The sequence below is a fragment of the Ilumatobacter sp. genome (assembly GCF_049588435.1).
Lineage (GTDB): Bacteria > Actinomycetota > Acidimicrobiia > Acidimicrobiales > Ilumatobacteraceae > Ilumatobacter_A.
Genome location: NZ_JBAVYV010000444.1, coordinates 1 through 18,763, shown reverse-complemented (window position 1 = coordinate 18,763; position 18,763 = coordinate 1). Strand labels below are relative to the sequence as shown.

The following is an 18,763-nucleotide window of genomic DNA, read 5'->3' as shown; positions in this document are numbered from 1 at the left end:
TGCCATCGCCCGGACCGGCGTGCCCTACGTCGGCTCGGTCGGAGCGGTCGACATGGTCAACTTCGGAGCGGTCGACACCGTTCCGGCCGAGTTCGCCGACCGAACTCTGCACGTCCACAACCCGCAGGTGACCCTGATGCGCACCACACCCGAGGAGAACACGGCGATCGGTGAGTTCATCGCCGCAAAGCTCAACGCCTGCACCGGTCCGGTGCGGTTCCTGCTGCCCGAAGGTGGTGTGTCGATGATCGATGCACCCGGACAACCGTTCCATGATCCCGATGCCGATGCAGCGCTGTTCGCAGCGATCGAGGCCAACGTCGAACAGACGGCGAATCGCAGCGTTCACCGCGTCGACGCGAACATCAACGACGAAGCATTCGTGCAGGCGACGCTCGCCGCGTTCGCCGATGTGATGGAGGAGCAGCAACCATGATTCCGACCCGGAGCGAGACACTCGACAAGTTCCGCGAGATGATCGAACGACGCGAACCGATCGTCGGCGGTGGCGCCGGCACGGGGCTGTCGGCAAAGTGGGAGGAGGCCGGCGGGATCGACCTCATCGTCATCTACAACTCGGGTCGCTATCGCATGGCGGGACGAGGTTCGCTCGCCGGGCTGCTCGCCTACGGCAACGCGAACGAGATCGTCGTCGACATGGCCAAGGAGGTGCTACCGGTCGTCAAGCACACCCCGGTCCTCGCCGGCGTCAACGGCACCGATCCGTTCTACACACCCGAGACGTTCCTCCCCGAGCTCACCCGACTCGGCTTCGCCGGAGTCCAGAACTTCCCCACCGTCGGCCTGATCGACGGGGTCTTCCGCCAGAACCTCGAGGAGACCGGGATGGGCTACGGCCTCGAGGTCGACATGATCCGGGTCGCATCCGAACTCGACATGTTGACCACGCCCTACGTGTTCAGCGAGGAGAACGCGCAGGCGATGACCGAGGCGGGAGCCGACATCATCGTGTGCCACATGGGCCTCACGACCGGGGGCAGCATCGGCGCCGAGACCGCGCTGACGCTCGACGACTGCGTCGAGAAGGTCGATGCCTGGGCCGCCGCTGCCCGGTCGGTCCGCGAGGACGTGATCGTGCTGTGTCACGGCGGTCCGATCGCGATGCCCGACGACGCGACGTACGTGCTGCAGCGCTCGACAGGAGTCAACGGCTTCTACGGGGCGTCGAGCATGGAGCGGCTCCCGACCGAACAGGCGCTCAAGGCGCAGACCGAGGCCTTCAAGGCCGTGACGTTCTCGAGACTGGAGATTTGACATGTGTTTCGTATGCCAGGACGACGTGGAGTGGGAGGAACTCGACTGGGGTGATCTCGGTTGGGTGGTACGCCCCGCGAACGTCCCCGACGCGGCCAACCTCTGCGTGCTCGACGTGAAGATCCAGCCCGGCCAGGGCCACGACTTCCATCGTCACCCGAACCAGGAGGAGGTCATCTTCCTGCGGAGCGGCGAGATCGAGCAGTGGGTGCTCGAGGAGCGTCGCCAACTCGTCCCCGGCGACGTGGCCTTCATCCCGAAGGACACGGTCCACGCCACGTTCGTCGCCGCCGACGCCACCGAACCGGCGCGGGTGCTGGTCGTACTCGGACCGAGTCACGGGCTCGACGGATACGAAGCGGTCGATGCATCGGCCGAGGAACCATGGGCGTCGCTGCGCAGCTGAGCAGCCCGATCTCAATACACAACAACGCCGCCATGCCGGCGAAAGGAGGGCACCACGGTGCACCTGTCAATGCACAACTGGATGCGGTCCGAGCCTCTCGAGGTCACGCTTGCGCGACTCAAGCGATGCGGCTACGGAAGCATCGAGATCAAAGGCGAGCCCGATCAGTACGACACCTCCGAGGTGCGCGATCTGCTCAAGAAGTACGAACTGAAGTGTTGGGGTGCGGTCACCCTCACGCTCGGCGATCGCAACCTCTGCGCGAAGGACGAAGCCCAGCGCGCCGCCACGGTCCAGTACATGAAGGACGTCGTGACGATGGTCAAGGAACTCGACGGCCACGAGGTGACGATCGTCCCCGCGACGGTCGGCAAGGTCGAGCCCGACGCCACTCCTGACGAGGAATGGCAGTGGGCCGTCGACGGACTCAAGGAGGTCCACGAGGTCGCGAGCGCCGGTGGCGTCCAGATGGCGATCGAGGGCCTCAACCGATTCGAGACCTACTTCGTCAATCGCGGCGATCAGGCCTTGGCGCTCGCCGACGCAGTCGCTCCCGACGTCGGAATCTGCCTCGACGCGTTCCACATGAACATCGAGGAGATCGACTTCTACCAGGCGATCCGCGACGCGGGCGACCGACTCGTCGACTTCCACGTGGCCGACAACAACCGGATGGCCTGCGGGATGGGCGCCCTCGACTGGGCGAAGATCGTCGGCACGCTGCAGGACGTCGGCTACGACGGTGCACTCACCGTCGAGTTCGTGGCGCCGGTCGACCGCACGCCTGCCAACAAGTTCCCCGACGCGATCGAGACCAACCCGGTCGACATCAGCCCCGAGGAACTGCAGTTCATCATCGACCACGGCAGCAGCCTGCTCTCCGAAGAGTTCTACGACATGCTCGTCGAGAAGTGCGCCACCACCCTGCTGCCGTTGATCTGAAGCAGCGATGAAGATTCGAGACGTACGGGCGCGGTGGATCCACTGCCCGATCCCGGTCGAGCAGCAGCACGTCTCGGACTTCGGGCGGATCACCAGCTTCGACGCAGCGATCATCAGCGTCGAAGTCGACGGCGGAATCGTCGGATGGGGCGAAGCGAAGGCGGGGGTCGGGAGTTCCGGCCCCTGCCGCGCCGTCGTCGAGGCGGTCAACGACGAGTACGCGCCCGCTCTCGTCGGCCTCGATGCCCGACGGATCACGGCCATCTGGGACACGATGTACAACGGTACGCGGGCTGGGTATGCGCTCGAACGTGGCCGAGGCTTCCCCGTGCTCGGTCGCCGTGGCGTCTCGATGAGCGCGATGAGCGGTGTCGACATGGCGCTGTGGGACGTTGTCGGGAAAGCGCTCGGCCTTCCCGTCGTCGACCTGTGGGGTGGACCCTGCACCGACACGCTGCCCGCCTACGCGAGCGGTGGATGGGCGGACGCCGACAACATCGGAGCGCAGCTCCAGGGATACGTCGACCACGGCTTCGACGCCGTGAAGATGCGTGTCGGGATCATGGACGGCGATGTCGCGACCAGCGTCGCGCGGGTGCGCGCAGCCCGCGATGCGCTCGGCCCGGACATCGGTCTGATGGCCGACGCCCACGGCACGTACAACTCGACCGACGCGATGCGCTTCCTCGCCGGGGTGGAAGATGTCGGTTTGCGCTGGTTCGAAGAGCCGGTCAACGCCGACGACGTGGCGGCAGCGCGGCGGGTCCGTGCGTCGACCCGAACCCCGATCGCGGCGGGCGAGAGCGAGTCGACCAGGTTCGATTTCCGGGAGCTCATCGCGCATGAAGCTGCCGATGTCCTGCAGCCGGACCTCGCGATCTGCGGCGGGCCCACCGAGGGCCGACGGATCGCCGCGCTCGCCGAGACCCATCAACTCGAACTCGCCCCGCACTGCTGGGGATCGGCCCTGTCGTTCAACGCCGGCGTGACCCTCGCATTCGCGAGTTCGGCGGCGCGTACGGTCGAGTACTCGCTCGGCGGGAACCCGCTGCTGCGTGAGATGCCGATCGAGCCGCCGGTGGTCGAGGACGGAATCGTGCTCGCACCCACCAGTCCGGGTTTCGGAATCGAACCCCGGCAGGATTTCCTCGACGAATACGAGAGGTAAGCACATGTCCAACTCCATCCAGCACGTCAACGTGATGGTCGACGACCTCGCCGAAGCGGTCGAGTTCTACGGCGAACTGCTCGGCTTCGAACCGTCGCCCACCCCCGACCTCGGGTTTCCCGCCCAGTTCTTCGCCGTGGGTGGAGGGCAGGAGATCCACGTCAACGAACTCGGCGACGTCCACCCGGAGCGTTCGCACTTCTGTCTCCGGCTCGACGACTTCAACGGCGTCTTCGCCCGCGCCCTCGATGCCGGCATCTTCGAGACCGAGACGTGGGGCCGGGCGCGGCGGCTGCCGACCGGAGTCATGCAGGCGTTCGTGCGCGACCCCGCCGGGAATCTGATCGAGCTGTCGTGCGAGGCAGATCAACCGGTCGATCCGTCGATCTTCGACCTCGACTTCTTCGACGAATCCTCGGTGTAGCCCGATGATCCTGCTCCTCGAGACGGTGCATCCCGATGCCCAGCACGTTCTGGAGTCGGCCGGTCGTGTCGAGGTCATCGATGATCTCGACGCGTTCGCCCCCGGCGAGTACGACGGTGTGCGTGCGATCGTCACCCGCGGCCGCGGTCGGGTGACCTCCGAGCTGATGGCTTCGTTTCCCGACCTCGAAGTGGTCGCGCGGTGCGGTGCGGGACTCGACAACGTCGACACCGAAGCAGCAGCGGCCGCCGGGATCACCGTCGTCCATGCACCCGGCCTGACGTCCGCAGCGGTGACCGAACATGCGCTGATGCTGATGCTCGCCGTCTCGCGGCGACTCGCCGAGATCGATCGCGCAGTCAAGGACGGAAACTGGGCCGTCCGAGAGGGTTTCATCGGTTCGGAGCTGCGTGGAAAGCGACTCGGCATCGTCGGTTTCGGCGCGATCGGGTCGCGGATCGCCGACCTCGGTCGGGCGCTCGAGATGGATGTGGTGTGCACGACCCGGCGGACGATCGACGTGGCGGTTCGTCGTGTCGAGCTCGACGAGCTGCTGCGGACGTCGGACGTGATCCAGATCTGTGTGCCCCTGAGTGACGAGACGCGAGCGATGTTCGGAGCGGATCAGTTCGCCCTGATGCGTCCGAACGCGGTGCTGGTGAACACCGCGCGGGGTGCGATCGTCGACCATGTAGCGCTCGCCGATGCGCTCGAGGCCGGACAGCTCGGGGGGTATGGAGCAGACGTATGGGACCCCGAGCCGCCGATCGACGGCGACCGGGTGCTCGCCCACCCGACGACGGTCATCACCCCGCACGTGGCAGGCCTCACCGATGTGACCTACCGGGCGATCTGCATGCTGCCGGCCGAATCCGTCGCCGGCATCCTTGCGGGTCGGGCGCCCGATCCGGCGTCCGTCTTCGGCTGAAGGTTGTTGCTCGATCGCCCCCACCCGAGCGGAGACTCGGTCGTACCGCCGGGCGCCGGTGATCGCGGCCTGGCCATGTCGACGAAGCAGTCCTCGACGCGTTCCGACGACCAGCTCGCGGCGGTCCTGGTCGACTTCGCAGTTCGCCCGCTCGAGCCTTCGGCTGACATTTCGACTGAACGAACCCGCCACCACCATTTTCGATCAAGTGCTCGTTGGTCGAATCCAGTCGCGCTTGTATCGTCCTGGCGGAGTGCCGCCACCGCTCGGTCATCTCATGCAGACGGGCGCGACGGGTGAGAGAGCGGTACTCCGTGCAGAGACTCTCCTCGTAGCGCAAGCTCAATCCAGGAGGTCCAGATGTCCACCCATCCGATGAAGACCCGCGCCCGGTCCTTCCTGGGCTTGGCCTGTGGCATCGGGCTGCTCGTCAGCTGCGCGTCGACCGCCACGAGCGGCGCCCCGACAACCTTGCCCGGCGTGGGTCCTTCGGCGACGGTGGGAACGGTTCCCTCCGTCGACCCGGCCAAGGCCGACGAAGTCACCAAGGCCATTCAGGACGCCATGGAGGAACAGCACCTGCGGTCGGTCATCGTGAAGGTCACGGTCGACGGCAAGGAGGTCCTGACGAAGGCGTTCGGTCTGTCCATGACCGACGTGCCGGCGACGACGGACATGCATTTCCGCAACGGCGGGGTCGCCATATCGTACGTGTCGACGTTGCTGCTCATGCTCGTCGACGAGGGGAAGGTGAGCCTCGATGACAAGGCCGCGAAATGGCTCCCCGACCTGCCGCACGCGGACGAGGTCAGCCTGGGCCAGCTCGCGCAGATGACGTCCGGCTACACCGACTACGTCATCGGCAACGAGGAGGTTGACACCCAGCTCTACGCGAACCCGTTCCGGCAGTGGACCACCGACGAAATCCTCGCGACAGTCGTCTCGGATCCGCTGCTCTACACGCCGGGCACCAACTGGAACTACGCGCACACCAACTACGTGATCCTCGGCTTGGCGCTTGAGCAGATTACCGGCAAGCCGATGGAGGAGGTTCTCCAGCAGAAGGTGCTCGATCCGCTCGGCCTCACGAACACGAGCAACAACGGCGGGACGCCGGCCATCCCCGAGCCGGCACTGCACGCCTTCACCTCGGAGCGCCGCGGCCTGCTCGGTATCCCCGCCGAAACGCCGTTCTACGAGGAGTCCACCTACTGGAACCCATCCTGGACGATCACACACGGCGCCATCCAGACCACGAACATTGCCGACCTGAGCGCGACCGCAGAGGCCATTGGCGCGGGTCAGCTGCTATCGCCCGAGTCCTACCAGAAGATGATCTCCACCGACCTGCGCGGCAAGACGACGACAATGCCCGGCTGCGCCACCTGCTACGCGTCGGACGAGCGCTACAGCTATGGGCTCGGCATCGTCACCTCGGGGAACTGGGTCACGCAGACCCCGCTGTTCTCCGGGGAAGCCGGCGCCTTCGCCTTTCTGCCATCGCAGAAGGTGGGGATCGCGCTCGCGCTGACCTTCACCGAGGACGCCTTCGCGGCCGACGGCAGCTACAAGCCCGAGGTCACCTCGAACGCCGCCGACACGCTTTGGCGCGAGATCGGGGCGATCATGGCCCCAACCGACCCGCCCCCCGCCAGGAAGTCGTAGGGCGACCACCTCCTCGCCCCAGTCAATGATCTGACAACCACCTACCACGTCACTTCCGCAATGCACAGGCCGGATGGCTGATGGCCTACTCGGTGCCTCGCCAGGAGCGATCTCATCGATCGCCTCCGGTCGGTGCTCGTCGATGTCGCTCGCAGCGATGTGACGATGCCGAGCGAACCGACGATGGACGGCCGACGACCGTGTGGTGCTGGTCGCGGTCGACGAGATCCCGCTCCCCGCCGACGCACCCCCGCTCGACCCCGGTGCATTCGTGGCGACCGTTCCCGGCGCGGTCGACTTCGGGTTCGTCCGCACGATGCGACCCTGACGGTGGGTGACGTCACCCCTGCGGGGCGGGCGGGCAACTCGATCGAGGGGTTCCGCCGCGACGGCCTGACCCGCCGACCCGGCCCACGCCTTCGGCTGATCCGCCGCCGATCGATACGGTCCTCTCTCATGTCATTCGACTTTTCCGGAAAACGTGCAGTGGTGACCGGAGCGAGTCGGGGAATCGGCGAGGCGATCGCCCGTCAGCTCGACGCCGCTGGAGCTCGCGTGGCGCTCGTGGCGCGCAGCACCGACCGCCTCGAGGCGATCGCCGCCGATCTCGTCAACGACCCGCTCGTGATCTCCGCCGACCTGTCGGAACACGCGGCGATCGAGCAGATCTCGACGGCGGTACTCGATGCGTTTCGAGGGCTCGACGTCCTGGTCAACAACGCCGCGGTCGAACGCAACCAGCCCGCGTCGAAGGTCACGGGGGAGGCGATCGACGAGACGCTGTTCGTCAACCTGCGCCAGGCGTTCATGCTCTGCTCCGCGTTCGCCAAGCCGCTGTTCGCCACGCAGGGAACGATCGTCAACATCACCTCGACCGCCGCGACCGGCGCGGGTGGCACCCAGGGTGCATACGCAGCATCGAAGGGCGGGCTGAACACGCTGACCAAGAACCTGGCGAACGAATGGGCATCGAAAGGCGTGCGCGTCAACGGCGTGGCGCCCGGGCTCGTCGACACCGAGATGTGGGGACCGACGTTCGACCGTCTTGGTGAGGAGGCCGTGCGCGCCGGGTTCGTCAAGAACGTGCCGCTCAACCGCTGGGGAACCGCCGACGAGATCGCCGACGTGGCCTGCTTCCTCGCATCGAGCCAGGCGAGCTACGTCACCGGTCAGACGATCCGCGTCGATGGTGGTATGACCAACCTGTGAGTTCCGACGACGCTGCTGCCCGACTGCGCGAGCTCCGGCGGGAACCTCCCCGGTTTCGTCGGGTGCGCGTCCGTTCGATCACACCGCTCAGCACGCGGATGTTGCGCGTCGTGCTCGGGGGCGACGAACTCGACGGGTTCGCGATCGAGGCACCGGCGTCGAGTGTGCGGATGCTGCTTCCACCGCCGGGTGGCGACCAGCTCGTGATGCCGACCTGGACCGGAAACCAGTTCGAGCTCCCCGGCGGTGAACGCGCACCGATCCGGACCTTCACTCCCCGTGCCTTCGATGCCGTCCGCCGCGAACTCACGATCGATGTGGTCCTCCACGACCATGGCGTGGCCACCGACTGGGCGCGCGGCGCAACGATCGGCGACGAGGTGGCGATCTCAGGACCGGGACGCAGCGAACATCTCGATCCCGATGCACGGTCCCATCTGCTCGTCGGCGACGAGTCGGCGCTCCCCGCGATCGGCCAACTGCTCGAAGCGATCCCGCCGGACCAGTCGATCGACGTCCACGTCGAGATCAGCAGCCGCGATGCCCGGCTCCGACTACCGGCGCATCCCGGTGCGACCGTGGCGTGGCACGACGCGGCAGCGGGCGCTCCACCCGGTGACTCCGTCGTCGAGGCCGTGATGAAGCTCGACGAACTCGCGGACGCCGTATGGGTCGCGGGCGAGGCGGCCTCCGTGCAGCGACTCCGCAGGTACCTCTTCGACGAGCGCGACCGATCGAGGCGGAGCGTCACCGCCCGGGGCTACTGGAAGCTCGACTGATCGCCGGTCGAGGGTGAGCAGTACGGTCGTTCGTTCTGGGAAGAAACTAAACGAGGGGCCGACATGTACGACATCGTCATCAAGAACGGGAAACTGATCGACGGAACCGGTGGGCCCTCGGCGCACGGTGACCTCGCGATCAGCGACGGGAAGATCGCCCAGGTCGGTGGCAGCATCACCGAATCGGCGCGTCGCACGATCGACGCCGACGGCGCCATCGTCACGCCCGGTTGGGTCGACGTGCACACGCACTACGACGGCCAGATCAGTTGGGACCAGCAGATCGCGCCGTCATCGCACAACGGTGTCACGACCGTCGTGATGGGGAACTGCGGAGTCGGCTTCGCTCCGGTCGCACCGGGAACGGAGCAGGCGCTGATCGAGTTGATGGAAGGCGTCGAGGACATCCCGGGCGCTGCGCTCCACGAAGGAATGGACTGGGGTCAGTGGGAGACGTTCGCCGACTACCTCGACTACATCGACGGGCGCGAGTACGCGCTCGACGTCGGCGCGCAGATCGCGCACGGAGCGGTGCGCTTCTACGCGATGGGTGAACGGGGACGGACCAACGAGGACGCGACCGCCGAGGACCTCGACGCGATGGGTCGGATCGTCGCCGATGCGATCGAGGCGGGGGCGGTCGGCTTCAGCACGTCGCGCACGATCGGCCACCGATCACTCTGGGGTGAGCCGGTCCCCGGAACGTTCGCTGCCGACGAGGAACTCCTCGCGATCGCCGAGCACATGGGTCGCGTCGGCAAGGGCGTCTTCGAGATGATCCCCGCCGGAACGGTCGGCAAACTCGACGGGCTCGGCGGTGAACGCACGACGCAGGAGTTGGAGCACGACCTGATGCGCCGGTTCGCGCTCGCGAGCGGGCGACCGGTGACGTTCACGCTCGTCCAGTCACCCGACTACGACCCGGAACTGTGGCGGGAGATCCTGCGGATGACCGCTGACGCGAATGCCACCGGCGCCCGGATGTTCCCACAGGTCTGCTCACGACCGATCGGATTCCTCACCGGCCTCAGCGGCTACCACGCGTTCATGCGCAAGCCGACCTACATCGAGACGCTCGCCGACCTCCCGCTCGCCGAGCGGGTCGCCGCGATGAACACCCCCGAGATGAAGGCACGGCTGCTCGCCGAGTCCGACATCCGTCCGGAGGCACCGGGCTCGATGGAAAACGTGTACGGCCTCTTCACCCGTGCGGCGCCCGTGATGTATCCGATGGACAGCCCGGTGGACCTCGAGCCGGCGCTCACCGACAGCATCGGCGCACGGGCGGCGTCCCTCGGACGCGAGCCGCTCGAATACCTCTACGACTTCATGCTCGAGGACGGCGGCACGCGCTTCGCATCGCTCAGCACGGTCGACATCCCGGCGCGGATGAACGTGTTGCGCGAGATGCTCGCCGACCCGAACACGGTGACCGGGCTCAGCGATGCCGGCGCCCATGTCACCCTGATCTGTGACGGATCGGCACCGACGACACAGTTGACGTACTGGACGCGCGATCGCGCCGACGAACAACTTCCGATCGAGTTCGTGGTCAACAAGCAGTCGGCGCGCAACGCCGAGCTCTACGGGTTCGACGACCGCGGCACGCTCGAGGTCGGCAAGCGCGCCGACGTCAACGTGATCGATCACGCCAACCTCTCCGTCGCCGCACCGGTCGCCCACCACGACCTGCCGGCTGGCGGGACCCGGTTGATGCAGCCGATCACGGGGTATCTCGCGACGCTCTGCAACGGCGTCGTCACCCGCGAGAACGACACCGACACCGGTGAATTCCCTGGTCGTCTGGTGCGCAGCTGACGTACAGTTCTCGGATGATGTCGAGAACCACGTTCGTCGCGTCGATCGTGTGCGCCGCCTCCCTGTCGATGGTTGCGTGCGGGTCCGACGACGACACTGCGGCAGTCTCCACGCCCGCAGCCGAGCCGTGCATCGCGGCGACCCAGGGTGAGCCGGCTCCCGAGTACGTGGGCCTCGACGAAGCCGATGCGCAGGCGGCGGCCGACAGCGACGGACTCGATCTGCGCGTCGTCGGTGAGGACGGTGAGTGTTTCGCGATCACGATGGACGTTCGCGAGGACCGCGTCAACATCGAACTCGTCGACGGTGTCGTCGTCGCGGCAGCGCGATTCTGAGTCGATGAGTCCGAGCAGCCGGAGCATTCGACCATGATCCGTCTGCGCCAGATTGCGCTCGTCGCGAGCGAACTCGAACCCGTCGTCGGAGCGTTGTGCGAGACGTTCGACCTCTCGGTCTGCCACGTCGACCCCGGCGTCGGGGAGTTCGGACTGCACAACTCGCTCATGGTGGTCGGCGATCAGTTCCTCGAAGTCGTGTCACCGACCACCGACGGGACGACGGCTGGGAGGCTGCTCGACAAGCGCGGGGGCGACGGCGGCTACATGGCGATCTACGAGGTCGACGATCTCGAGACCAGGCTGCAGCACCTCGAAGCCAACGACGTGCGCATCGTCTGGTCCGGTGACTTCGCGACGATCCGCGGCCGGCACCTCCACCCGCGCGACACCGGCGGCGCACTGGTGTCCGTCGACCAACCGGAGCCATCGGGCAGCTGGGCGTGGGCGGGTCCGACGTGGACTCCGCACGGATCATCGATCGTGTCCGCCATCGCAGGGGTGACGATCGGTGCCGAGGACCCCGCCGCGATGCGCGACCGGTGGCGGGACCTCGACCTCGCCACGTCGGTCCGATTCACTCCGGCGGGTGACAGGGGAGAGGGACTCGACGGACTCGACCTGGTCGCCGTCGATCGGGCGCGTGCCGGTGAGCAGCACGACATCGGTGGCGTCCTCGTCACACTCGTGTGACGGGTTCGGTCGAAGCGAGGCGCTGGAGTCGAAGGAGTCCTGCATCCGCGGCCTGCCGCTCGACCACCGACAACATCGCGTCGGCCTCCGCTGCGTGGCCCTGTGCCCGGCGGGTCCGTGACAACCAGAGGCGGCTGGAGTTGCTCCACAGCACCGAGCCCCCGTCGGTGTCGGCCTCGAGGGCGATGCCCAGATACTCCTCGGCGGCGTCGACGTCGCCCATCGTCAACGCCAGCATGCCGAGGTAGCGCTCTGCCCGCCCGAAGCACAGCAGACCCGACCCCGTGACCACGTTCGTGCCGGCGAGTCGCGAGAACCGTTCTCGCAGGATCGTGCATCCCTCGACGTCGCCGAGGCCCACCATCGCCTCGATGAACAGGACCATCACGGTGCTCCACATCGCATCGATCGGAAGGTCGAAGCCGGTCGATCGTGCAGGAGCCAGCGCCTCGGCGGCAGCGTCGGGAGACCCGGTCTCGACCAGGAGCAATCCGAGGCCGGGGGTCCACACCGACGCGCTGTCCGCCGCGTCCAACACCCTCCGGACCAGCGGCGCCATCGCGGGAAGGCGGTCCTGCTCGCGCCGGATCACGAACATCCGCAGCCCGTAGGTCCCCGCACCGTCCTCCTCCGGCAGATCGTCGGCGAGCCGTCGACAGTGTTCGGCCAACCGCTCGCTCCCGTCGAGATCGCCGCGGTAGAAGGCCTCCATCGCTTCCTGGTTCGACCGGATGAACGCCCAGAAGCTGGAGTGGGAGCGCTCCTGGAGGCCAGCCATGGTGCGCGCCAGCCCGCGGAGCTGGTCGAAGCGTCCCATCAGCGCGGCGAACATCATCCGATCGTGGATGGCGTGCAGTGCGATGTCGCCGTCTTCGATCAGCGGTTCGAGTTCCTCGAGGCGGGCGATCATCGCATCGGTCTCGGTGTGCGCGCCGTAGAGCCTGACCTGTCCCAGGTACACGCACAGCGCGTGCGCCTCGGCGGTGGGCGAGCCCAGTTGCGATGCCAGCCTCTGCGCGTCGGCGAACGCGGCGTCGACCTCGCCCGACCGTCCCGACATGGCCAAGGCGCGGAGCACTGCGATGGACATCCGCGACCGCAGCTCGATCTCGTTGTCGACGACGAGACCATCGGCGACGGCGACGTCGAGGACCGCCGTCGCCTCGCGAAGGTTGACCAGCGCGTCGAGACCGGACAGACCGGGCCGCCACGTCGCGTCCTCGTACCGGATCGCCGCCTCGACCCGGAGCACCGGGTCACCGCTCGTCCGGGCAGTATCGACAGCGTCCTCGAACGTGCGGGCGGCGATCATGTTGCGACCGGCGCGTGTTTCGGCGATTCCCTGCTCGAGAGCGAGCGATGCCGCGAGGACCGAGTCGGCCGGATCCGCGAGCGATCGAGCCCGCTCGATGAGTTCACCGGCCTCCTGGAACGAGAACTGCAGCATCGATTCGCGCGCGGCGCGCCGGAGTCGCTCGACCGCGATGGGGCGGAACGACGGGTCGGGCACGGCGGCCTCGGCACTGTGGAACGCGAGTTCGGGGAGGTGGCGCACATCGTCCGGGTAGAGGTCGACGAGGGCGTCTGCCACCCGTCGGTGCATGCGGGTGCGGCGGGCCGAGCTCAGTTCGTCGCGGAGCGAGGATCGGACCAAGGCGTGGGCGAAGCGGAATCGGTCGAGGCCCACGTCGTCGAGGAGGCGCGCCGCGACCGCACGTTCGAGGTCTTCGAGCAACTCGAGTTCGTCGCGCCGGTTCGCCACCGCTGCGACTCTCAGTTCGAACTCGAGTCCGAGGACGGACATCAGCCGGAGTGTCTCCTGGACCTCCTTGTCGAGGCTCGCCAACCGGCGGTGCACGGCGCTCTGCATGTCGACCGATCCGTCGTCGGGATCGACCGCCTGGAGCAGCAGCGGATTCCCTGCCGTCTGGCGCATGATGTCGGGGAGATCGGCGCCCCCGCCGATCAACCGCAGCGCCGCGTCGCTCGTGAGTCCCAGGAGTCGCACGACCGTGCTGTGCGCTCCACCCTGACCTGCGGCGATGAGATCGGCGACGCGCGGATTGGTGTCGGGTGCGGTGTCGCGGGCGGTGAGGACCAGCGTGATCGCCGCGTCACCCTGACGGCGTTGCAGGTGGCCGAGCAACTGAAGGGTCGACTCGGTCGCCCAGTGGATGTCGTCGATGATCATCGTGACCGGACTCTCGGCGGCGCTTGCGACGAGCCAGTTCGCGATGGCCTCGAAGAGGCGATATCGCTGGGTCTCGCTCTCCACGGCCGAGTCGCCGTGGACCCGACCTTCGTCGTGCGACCCGTCGGCCTGCGGAGAGGACGGATCGGGGAAGAGTGGCGCCAAGCCCTCGGGGACGAGGTCCGCACCGTCCTGCCCGAATGCCTGGCGGATGACCTCGATGAACGGCTGATAGGGGACCTTGAGGTCTTCGCTGTTGCGTCCGAAGAGCACTCGATGGCCGCGGCGGTGCGCGGTGTTCGCGACTTCGGCGGCGAGCCGCGTCTTGCCGATCCCGGGCTCCCCCAGAATCCATGCCCAGCCGATCGGCCGGTCTGGCGCGGCCGACGTGAGCACCCCGAGACACTGCGCGAGTTCGGCATCCCGACCGTAGAACGATCGGCGTGTGTCGGCGCGCAGCTCGTCGGGCAGCGCTGGAGGTGGAGTTGCGGGGTGCACCCCGCCGACCTCGACCGAGGGCATGAAGCGATATCCGCGCCCGTGGATCGTCTTGATCGCCCACTGGGCGCGGCCGTCGTCGTCGACCGCGCGACGCGCCTGCTTGATCCGAGTGGTCAGGGCAGATTCGGAGACGAACCGGTCGCCCCAGACGTTGTCGAGTAGCTCCTCCTTGGTGACGAGCCGGCCCTGTTGCTCGACGAGGTAGAGCAGGACGTCGAAGACCTGTGGCTCGACCTCGCGGACACCGTCCGGGCCGGTGATCTCGATGCTGTCGGAGTCGACTCCGAACTCGCCGAAACGATAGAGCGGCACCGGGTCAGCGGGCGAGCTCGTCGACCTGGGTGATCTCGTCGGCCGGGATCCCGAGGTCGTGGGCGTGCCGCCGGAGCACCTCGATGTCGGCGCACTCGTACAGGCAGTACGTCCTCTTCTTGTCGGCGGACAGGAACGACGTGATCCACGTGATGTCGTGGTCCTCGTTGTACTGATCGATGAGCTTCAAGCCAGCTTCATCAGGGTCGAACTTCTCTGCGAACTCGCGCTCGACGACGAACATCGGCATCGCTGCCACCTCCCGCTCTCCTGCACCAGGATTCCAGACTTGCCGGTTCACCGCAACGGTGATCCACGAACCCGCCTCAGATGAGGCCGATCAACCAGTAGATCGGCAGGCCGACGAGGAGCGCCGAGCCGACGTTGCCGGTTCGACGGACGGCCACAATCGCCACGCTGATCGCCGCCACGCTCGCGAGGTCCGGCGACATGATCCGGCCGTGGTCGACCAGGAGCGTCGAGGCGATGATCGCGGCCATCACCGCCGGCGAGACGAGTCCGATCGCCGATTCGACGGTGGGAGATGAGGTGAATCGGTTGCCTGCGACCAGCATCGACGAGCGCAGGAAATAGGTGATCGCACCGGTGACCGCGAAGGCGATGATGATCGTCATCGCCGACTCCGATCGGTGCGCAGGGCCGATCCCACGCCCGCCGCCACGCCGATGGGGAGGGCGACGGTGCCGATCGCAGCGGTGCCGAGCACGACGACCAACGCCGCGACCAGTCCGGCGACGACGTCGCGTCGAGCGGAGACGGCCTTGGCGAGCATCCCGGCGAACGCGAGCGGCGCCGCAAGATCCAGACCGAGCGAGTCGGGCAGGGTTCCACCGATCTGGAAGGCGATCACCTGGCTGCCGACGAACGCCGACGCCAACATGAGCGTCGCCGTGAGGTAGTACCGCCGGCGCCACGGGAGTTCGGTCCGGCCGGCGAAGCGTTGCTGGCAGAGCAGGAACGTCTGGTCGACGACCGGAACGACCAGCAGCAGGCGGTGCCGCAGGGGTGCGGCGGCGAACCACCGGGCGACGCCTGCCCCGTAGAGGACCAGGCGGAGATTGATGAGCGCCACCACCATCGCGGTCGCAGCGATTCCACCGCCGTTCCCGATGATCTCGATGGCCGCCAACTGGGAGGCGCCGGCGAGGAGTGCGACCGCACCGAAGACGGATTCCCACGCCGAGAAGCCGGCTTCAGCGCTGGCGCCGCCGATGGCCATCCCGAACGGGATGAGCGCGATTGCGAACGGTGCCGCGTCGCGCGCTGCACGGTGGGCTGCGCCGTCGAGACGTTCCAACTCGATCGTGGTCATGACGCCACCGATCCGGCCAGCGCGTCGCGCGATCGGTCGTTGATGTTCGGGCGACGGAACGTCTCCTGGCGGATCCAGCGGCGGTAGCGCTCCTCTCCGAACGCCCGTGAGAGGCCGTCGGTCTGGCTGCGGTGTTCGCTGAGCACGGCCCGCTTCGCGTCGAGTTCGGCACCGACGAGGTCGACGACCTCCTCGACCTCGTCACGCCGCACTCCGGTCGGCTCCTCGGTCATCCACACGCCGAACTCGTCGTGCAGGTCACGCCACTCGTCGAGCCATTCGTCCGTCTTCGCTGCGTACCAGAGGTCTCCGATCCCGGCGTTCTCCCAGGCCTCCGTCGCACGCGCGGAATTGGCGACGTGATCCGGGTGGCCGGTGACCCCGTCGGGCCCGAACGTGACGATCACGTCGGGGCGTACGTCGCGGATGATGTCGGCGATCCGGTCGACGAGCACCTCCCGTGGGGCATTGGCGACCCCACCGTCGGGCACGCCCAGGAATCGGACATCCTGGACCCCGATCACCTCCATCGCGGCGCGCAGTTCCCGTCGACGTTGAGCCGCCCGCTGCTCGCGCGGACGGGTGTCGTCGGCCGGGAACCCGTCCTCGCCGTCCGTGATCGCCACGACCGTTACCTGTCCACCTCCGACGATCGTGCGCGCCATCAATCCGGCGGAGAGGTAGGCCTCGTCATCGGGATGGGCCCACACGCCGAGCACCCTGGTCTGGTTGACCGAGGTGTGCAGGGGCGAGGGTTCGTCGACGGAATGTGGGCGTGTGTTGATCATGTCCACGACTCTGAAGCAGTCGGAACACGGAGTCTTGGAGGCGACCTGGAGGTGTCGTGGAGATCGGCGTCCACCGCCCGCGTGGGAGACTCCACGGGATGATTGTGGGGTTCGACCTCTTCGAGGTCGACACGGGGGCGTTCGAACTGCGTCGTGACGGACGTGCCGTCGCGCTCGAACCGCAGGTGTTCGAGGTGCTCGCCCACCTCGTGCTGAATGCCGGCCGCCTCGTCCCCAAGGAGGAGTTGCTCGACGAGATCTGGGGCGACCGTTTCGTGTCGGAATCGGCGCTGACCAGCCGGATCAAGACCGCCCGCAAGGCCGTCGGAACTGCGCTCGCCGAGGACCGTCTGGTCTCTCTCTTGGGAATCGGGGGTGCCGGCAAGACACGTCTCGCGGTCGCCGCGGCGCGCGCGGTGGAGGGTCGCTTCGGCGACGGTGTGTGCTTCATCGATCTCGTCCCGATCGAGAACGGTGAGGAGATCGACGCCGCACTCGCAGCGGCAGCGGGGTTGGCGATCGGTCCGGGATCGGCCCGGCAGCAGATCGTGTCGGTTCTGTCGGAGCGTGATGTCCTGATCGTCTTCGACAACGTCGAGCATCTCGTCGACGACGTCGCGGCACTCCTCGACGCCCTGCTCGACGGCACGACGGCGCCTCGATTCCTGGTCACGAGCCGCGTCCCGGTCGAGTTGGTCGACGAGCGACGGTTCCTCGTCGAAGCGCTCCCCGTGGTCGGGAGCGCTGCAGGGTCTGCCGTCGACCTCTTCGTTCGATCGGCCGGTCGCTTCGGCGTGTCGCTCCAACCGGCCGACTTCGAGCAGGCCGCCGATGTCTTCTCGATGGCATTCCCCTCGCGATCGAGTTGGCGGCAGCACAGTTGCGCTGGCTCGATCTCCCCACGCCGTTCTCGAAGACACCTGGCAGAACCTGACCGACGACGAACGCGAACTGCTCATCGTGGTCAGCGTCTTTCCCGGCTCGTTCGACCACGCGGACCTGGATGGTGTGCTCGAACACATCGTTGGAACCAACGGTCGATCGGGACTCGATCGGACACTGCGGCGTCTGCTCGACTTCTCGTTGATCGAGGGTCACGCAGCGTGGTGCCTGGCGGTGACGGGTGACGATGTATCTGCCGGACTGTTCAGCTGTGCACTGAGTGACTGGTGCGCTTCTCACCTCTACGACCTGCGTGCAGCCGAGCGGCACCTCGCGCTCGTCGGTCGGGTCGACGACGCCGCGGCGCTGGTGGCTTCGACCGCGTTCGCCATGCACTGCGATTCCGGCCCCAGAGCAGCGGAGACCCTGGCGCGCCTCGACTCCGTGGTCCACAGTGTCCGAGACCCTGCGCTGATCGCCCGTCTGATTCGTCGGCGTGATGTGCGGCATGGCGACGCGGGCACCCGACGTGGCCGACGAACAGGGGCGGCTGGGTCTGCGAGCCGCCGAGGAATCGGGAAGTCGGCTGCTGCGGTCGCACGCCCGCGTGCTCCGATCCTGGTCGGCAGTGTTTTACGAGCGGAGCCTGCGCGCCGATTGATCGGGTGCGGCGGCCTCGATCAACGCCGAGACCGTCGCGATCGAACCGGGACCGATGCCCACGGCGACGACATCGGTGAGTCGGTCCCACACGTCGAAGCCGGCGCTCACACCATCGGGATCGCCGAACACGGCGAGTTGGGCGAGCAGGTCGTCGGCCTGACGGGGCCACACGATCGACCCCGGTGTCGGGCGGGGGTTGGCAGTGCGAATGGCATCGACCGCGGCCTGGAAGCCGAGTCCAGCGGCGACGTCTCCGTAGAACGGACCCATGCCGGTGAGATACCAGCCGACGAGTTGCTCCGCCCGCACGCGTCCGGATACGTCGCAGTGGTCCACACCCGCCATCACACACGTGATGACATCGCAGCGGTCGTTCGCGAACTCGCCGGCGGCCGCTCGCGTCGCGTCGAACGCGGAGCGGGGGAGCATCGCGGGGAGCCAGCCGTCTCCG

Annotated in this window: 19 protein-coding genes and 2 pseudogenes; 15 read left to right on the top strand and 6 right to left on the bottom strand. The window is 67.4% G+C overall.

The features are described from left to right. The 14 genes and pseudogenes from WBV89_RS17185 to WBV89_RS17120 form a co-directional block, all read left to right on the top strand. Positions 1-436 (top strand): annotated as a pseudogene (locus WBV89_RS17185) (Tm-1-like ATP-binding domain-containing protein); the annotation flags it as partial. Beyond that, positions 433-1,275 carry a phosphoenolpyruvate hydrolase family protein gene (locus WBV89_RS17180; protein ID WP_423982563.1) on the top strand — a complete coding sequence of 281 codons (843 nt, stop codon included), beginning with the start codon at positions 433-435 and terminating at the stop codon, positions 1,273-1,275. The pseudogene WBV89_RS17185 and the gene WBV89_RS17180, both read left to right, overlap by 4 nt. Position 1,276: 1 nt before the next feature. Then, on the top strand, positions 1,277-1,681 hold the full coding sequence (locus WBV89_RS17175; RefSeq protein WP_423982562.1) for a cupin domain-containing protein: 405 nt from the start codon (positions 1,277-1,279) through the stop codon (positions 1,679-1,681). A 57-nt stretch (positions 1,682-1,738) separates the two neighbouring features. Further along, positions 1,739-2,623 carry a sugar phosphate isomerase/epimerase family protein gene (locus tag WBV89_RS17170; RefSeq protein WP_423982561.1) on the top strand — a complete coding sequence of 295 codons (885 nt, stop codon included), beginning with the start codon at positions 1,739-1,741 and terminating at the stop codon, positions 2,621-2,623. A 7-nt stretch (positions 2,624-2,630) separates the two neighbouring features. Further along, positions 2,631-3,791: a mandelate racemase/muconate lactonizing enzyme family protein gene (locus WBV89_RS17165; protein ID WP_423982560.1), complete on the top strand. Its 1,161-nt coding sequence runs from the start codon at positions 2,631-2,633 to the stop codon at positions 3,789-3,791. Between the two features lie 4 nt (positions 3,792-3,795). Next, positions 3,796-4,215: a VOC family protein gene (locus tag WBV89_RS17160; protein WP_423982559.1), complete on the top strand. Its 420-nt coding sequence runs from the start codon at positions 3,796-3,798 to the stop codon at positions 4,213-4,215. Positions 4,216-4,219: 4 nt separating this feature from the next. After that, on the top strand, positions 4,220-5,143 hold the full coding sequence (locus WBV89_RS17155) for a 2-hydroxyacid dehydrogenase (protein WP_423982558.1): 924 nt from the start codon (positions 4,220-4,222) through the stop codon (positions 5,141-5,143). 360 nt (positions 5,144-5,503) lie between these two features. Next, positions 5,504-6,808 carry a serine hydrolase domain-containing protein gene (locus tag WBV89_RS17150; RefSeq protein WP_423982557.1) on the top strand — a complete coding sequence of 435 codons (1,305 nt, stop codon included), beginning with the start codon at positions 5,504-5,506 and terminating at the stop codon, positions 6,806-6,808. Positions 6,809-7,013: 205 nt separating this feature from the next. Next, positions 7,014-7,136 (top strand): hypothetical protein, encoded by a 123-nt coding sequence (locus tag WBV89_RS17145; protein ID WP_423982556.1) that lies wholly within the window; start codon positions 7,014-7,016, stop codon positions 7,134-7,136. Positions 7,137-7,264: 128 nt separating this feature from the next. Continuing rightward, a complete protein-coding gene (locus WBV89_RS17140) occupies positions 7,265-8,017 on the top strand; it encodes an SDR family NAD(P)-dependent oxidoreductase (protein WP_423982555.1) in 753 nt (250 codons plus the stop codon). Then, positions 8,014-8,796 carry a siderophore-interacting protein gene (locus tag WBV89_RS17135; RefSeq protein WP_423982554.1) on the top strand — a complete coding sequence of 261 codons (783 nt, stop codon included), beginning with the start codon at positions 8,014-8,016 and terminating at the stop codon, positions 8,794-8,796. The genes WBV89_RS17140 and WBV89_RS17135 overlap by 4 nt, the downstream gene beginning before the upstream one ends. 63 nt (positions 8,797-8,859) lie before the next feature. Next, positions 8,860-10,614, top strand: a complete 1,755-nt coding sequence (locus WBV89_RS17130) for an N-acyl-D-amino-acid deacylase family protein (protein ID WP_423982553.1) — start codon at positions 8,860-8,862, stop codon at positions 10,612-10,614. A gap of 14 nt (positions 10,615-10,628) precedes the next feature. Further along, entirely contained in the window at positions 10,629-10,949 is a 321-nt protein-coding gene (locus WBV89_RS17125; RefSeq protein WP_423982552.1) for a hypothetical protein, read from the top strand. A gap of 33 nt (positions 10,950-10,982) precedes the next feature. Next, positions 10,983-11,642, top strand: a complete 660-nt coding sequence (locus tag WBV89_RS17120; protein ID WP_423982551.1) for a hypothetical protein — start codon at positions 10,983-10,985, stop codon at positions 11,640-11,642. On the opposite strand, the gene WBV89_RS17115 is transcribed toward WBV89_RS17120, so the two are convergent. The 5 genes from WBV89_RS17115 to WBV89_RS17095 all read right to left on the bottom strand — a co-directional run bounded on the left by WBV89_RS17115 (position 11,629) and on the right by WBV89_RS17095 (position 16,767). Further along, the gene (locus WBV89_RS17115) at positions 11,629-14,646 is read right to left on the bottom strand and encodes an AAA family ATPase (RefSeq protein ID WP_423982550.1); all 3,018 of its coding nucleotides are present in this window, start codon (positions 14,644-14,646) and stop codon (positions 11,629-11,631) included. The two genes, WBV89_RS17120 and WBV89_RS17115, sit on opposite strands and share 14 nt — an antisense overlap. Positions 14,647-14,650: 4 nt before the next feature. Beyond that, the gene (locus tag WBV89_RS17110; RefSeq protein ID WP_423982549.1) at positions 14,651-14,896 is read right to left on the bottom strand and encodes a DUF4242 domain-containing protein; all 246 of its coding nucleotides are present in this window, start codon (positions 14,894-14,896) and stop codon (positions 14,651-14,653) included. 76 nt (positions 14,897-14,972) lie between these two features. Continuing rightward, positions 14,973-15,281: an AzlD domain-containing protein gene (locus WBV89_RS17105; RefSeq protein WP_423982548.1), complete on the bottom strand. Its 309-nt coding sequence runs from the start codon at positions 15,279-15,281 to the stop codon at positions 14,973-14,975. Continuing rightward, complete coding sequence (locus WBV89_RS17100) at positions 15,278-15,979, bottom strand: AzlC family ABC transporter permease (protein ID WP_423982547.1); 702 nt, start codon at positions 15,977-15,979, stop codon at positions 15,278-15,280. Before WBV89_RS17100 ends, WBV89_RS17105 begins: the two co-directional genes overlap by 4 nt. Continuing rightward, on the bottom strand, positions 15,976-16,767 hold the full coding sequence (locus tag WBV89_RS17095) for a PIG-L deacetylase family protein (RefSeq protein WP_423982546.1): 792 nt from the start codon (positions 16,765-16,767) through the stop codon (positions 15,976-15,978). Before WBV89_RS17095 ends, WBV89_RS17100 begins: the two co-directional genes overlap by 4 nt. 98 nt (positions 16,768-16,865) lie before the next feature. On the opposite strand from WBV89_RS17095, the gene WBV89_RS17090 reads away from it, so the two are divergent. Continuing rightward, positions 16,866-17,894: a winged helix-turn-helix domain-containing protein gene (locus WBV89_RS17090; RefSeq protein WP_423982545.1), complete on the top strand. Its 1,029-nt coding sequence runs from the start codon at positions 16,866-16,868 to the stop codon at positions 17,892-17,894. Positions 17,895-18,282: 388 nt separating this feature from the next. On the opposite strand, the pseudogene WBV89_RS17085 reads toward WBV89_RS17090, so the two are convergent. Continuing rightward, positions 18,283-18,763, bottom strand: a pseudogene (locus WBV89_RS17085) (hypothetical protein); the annotation flags it as partial.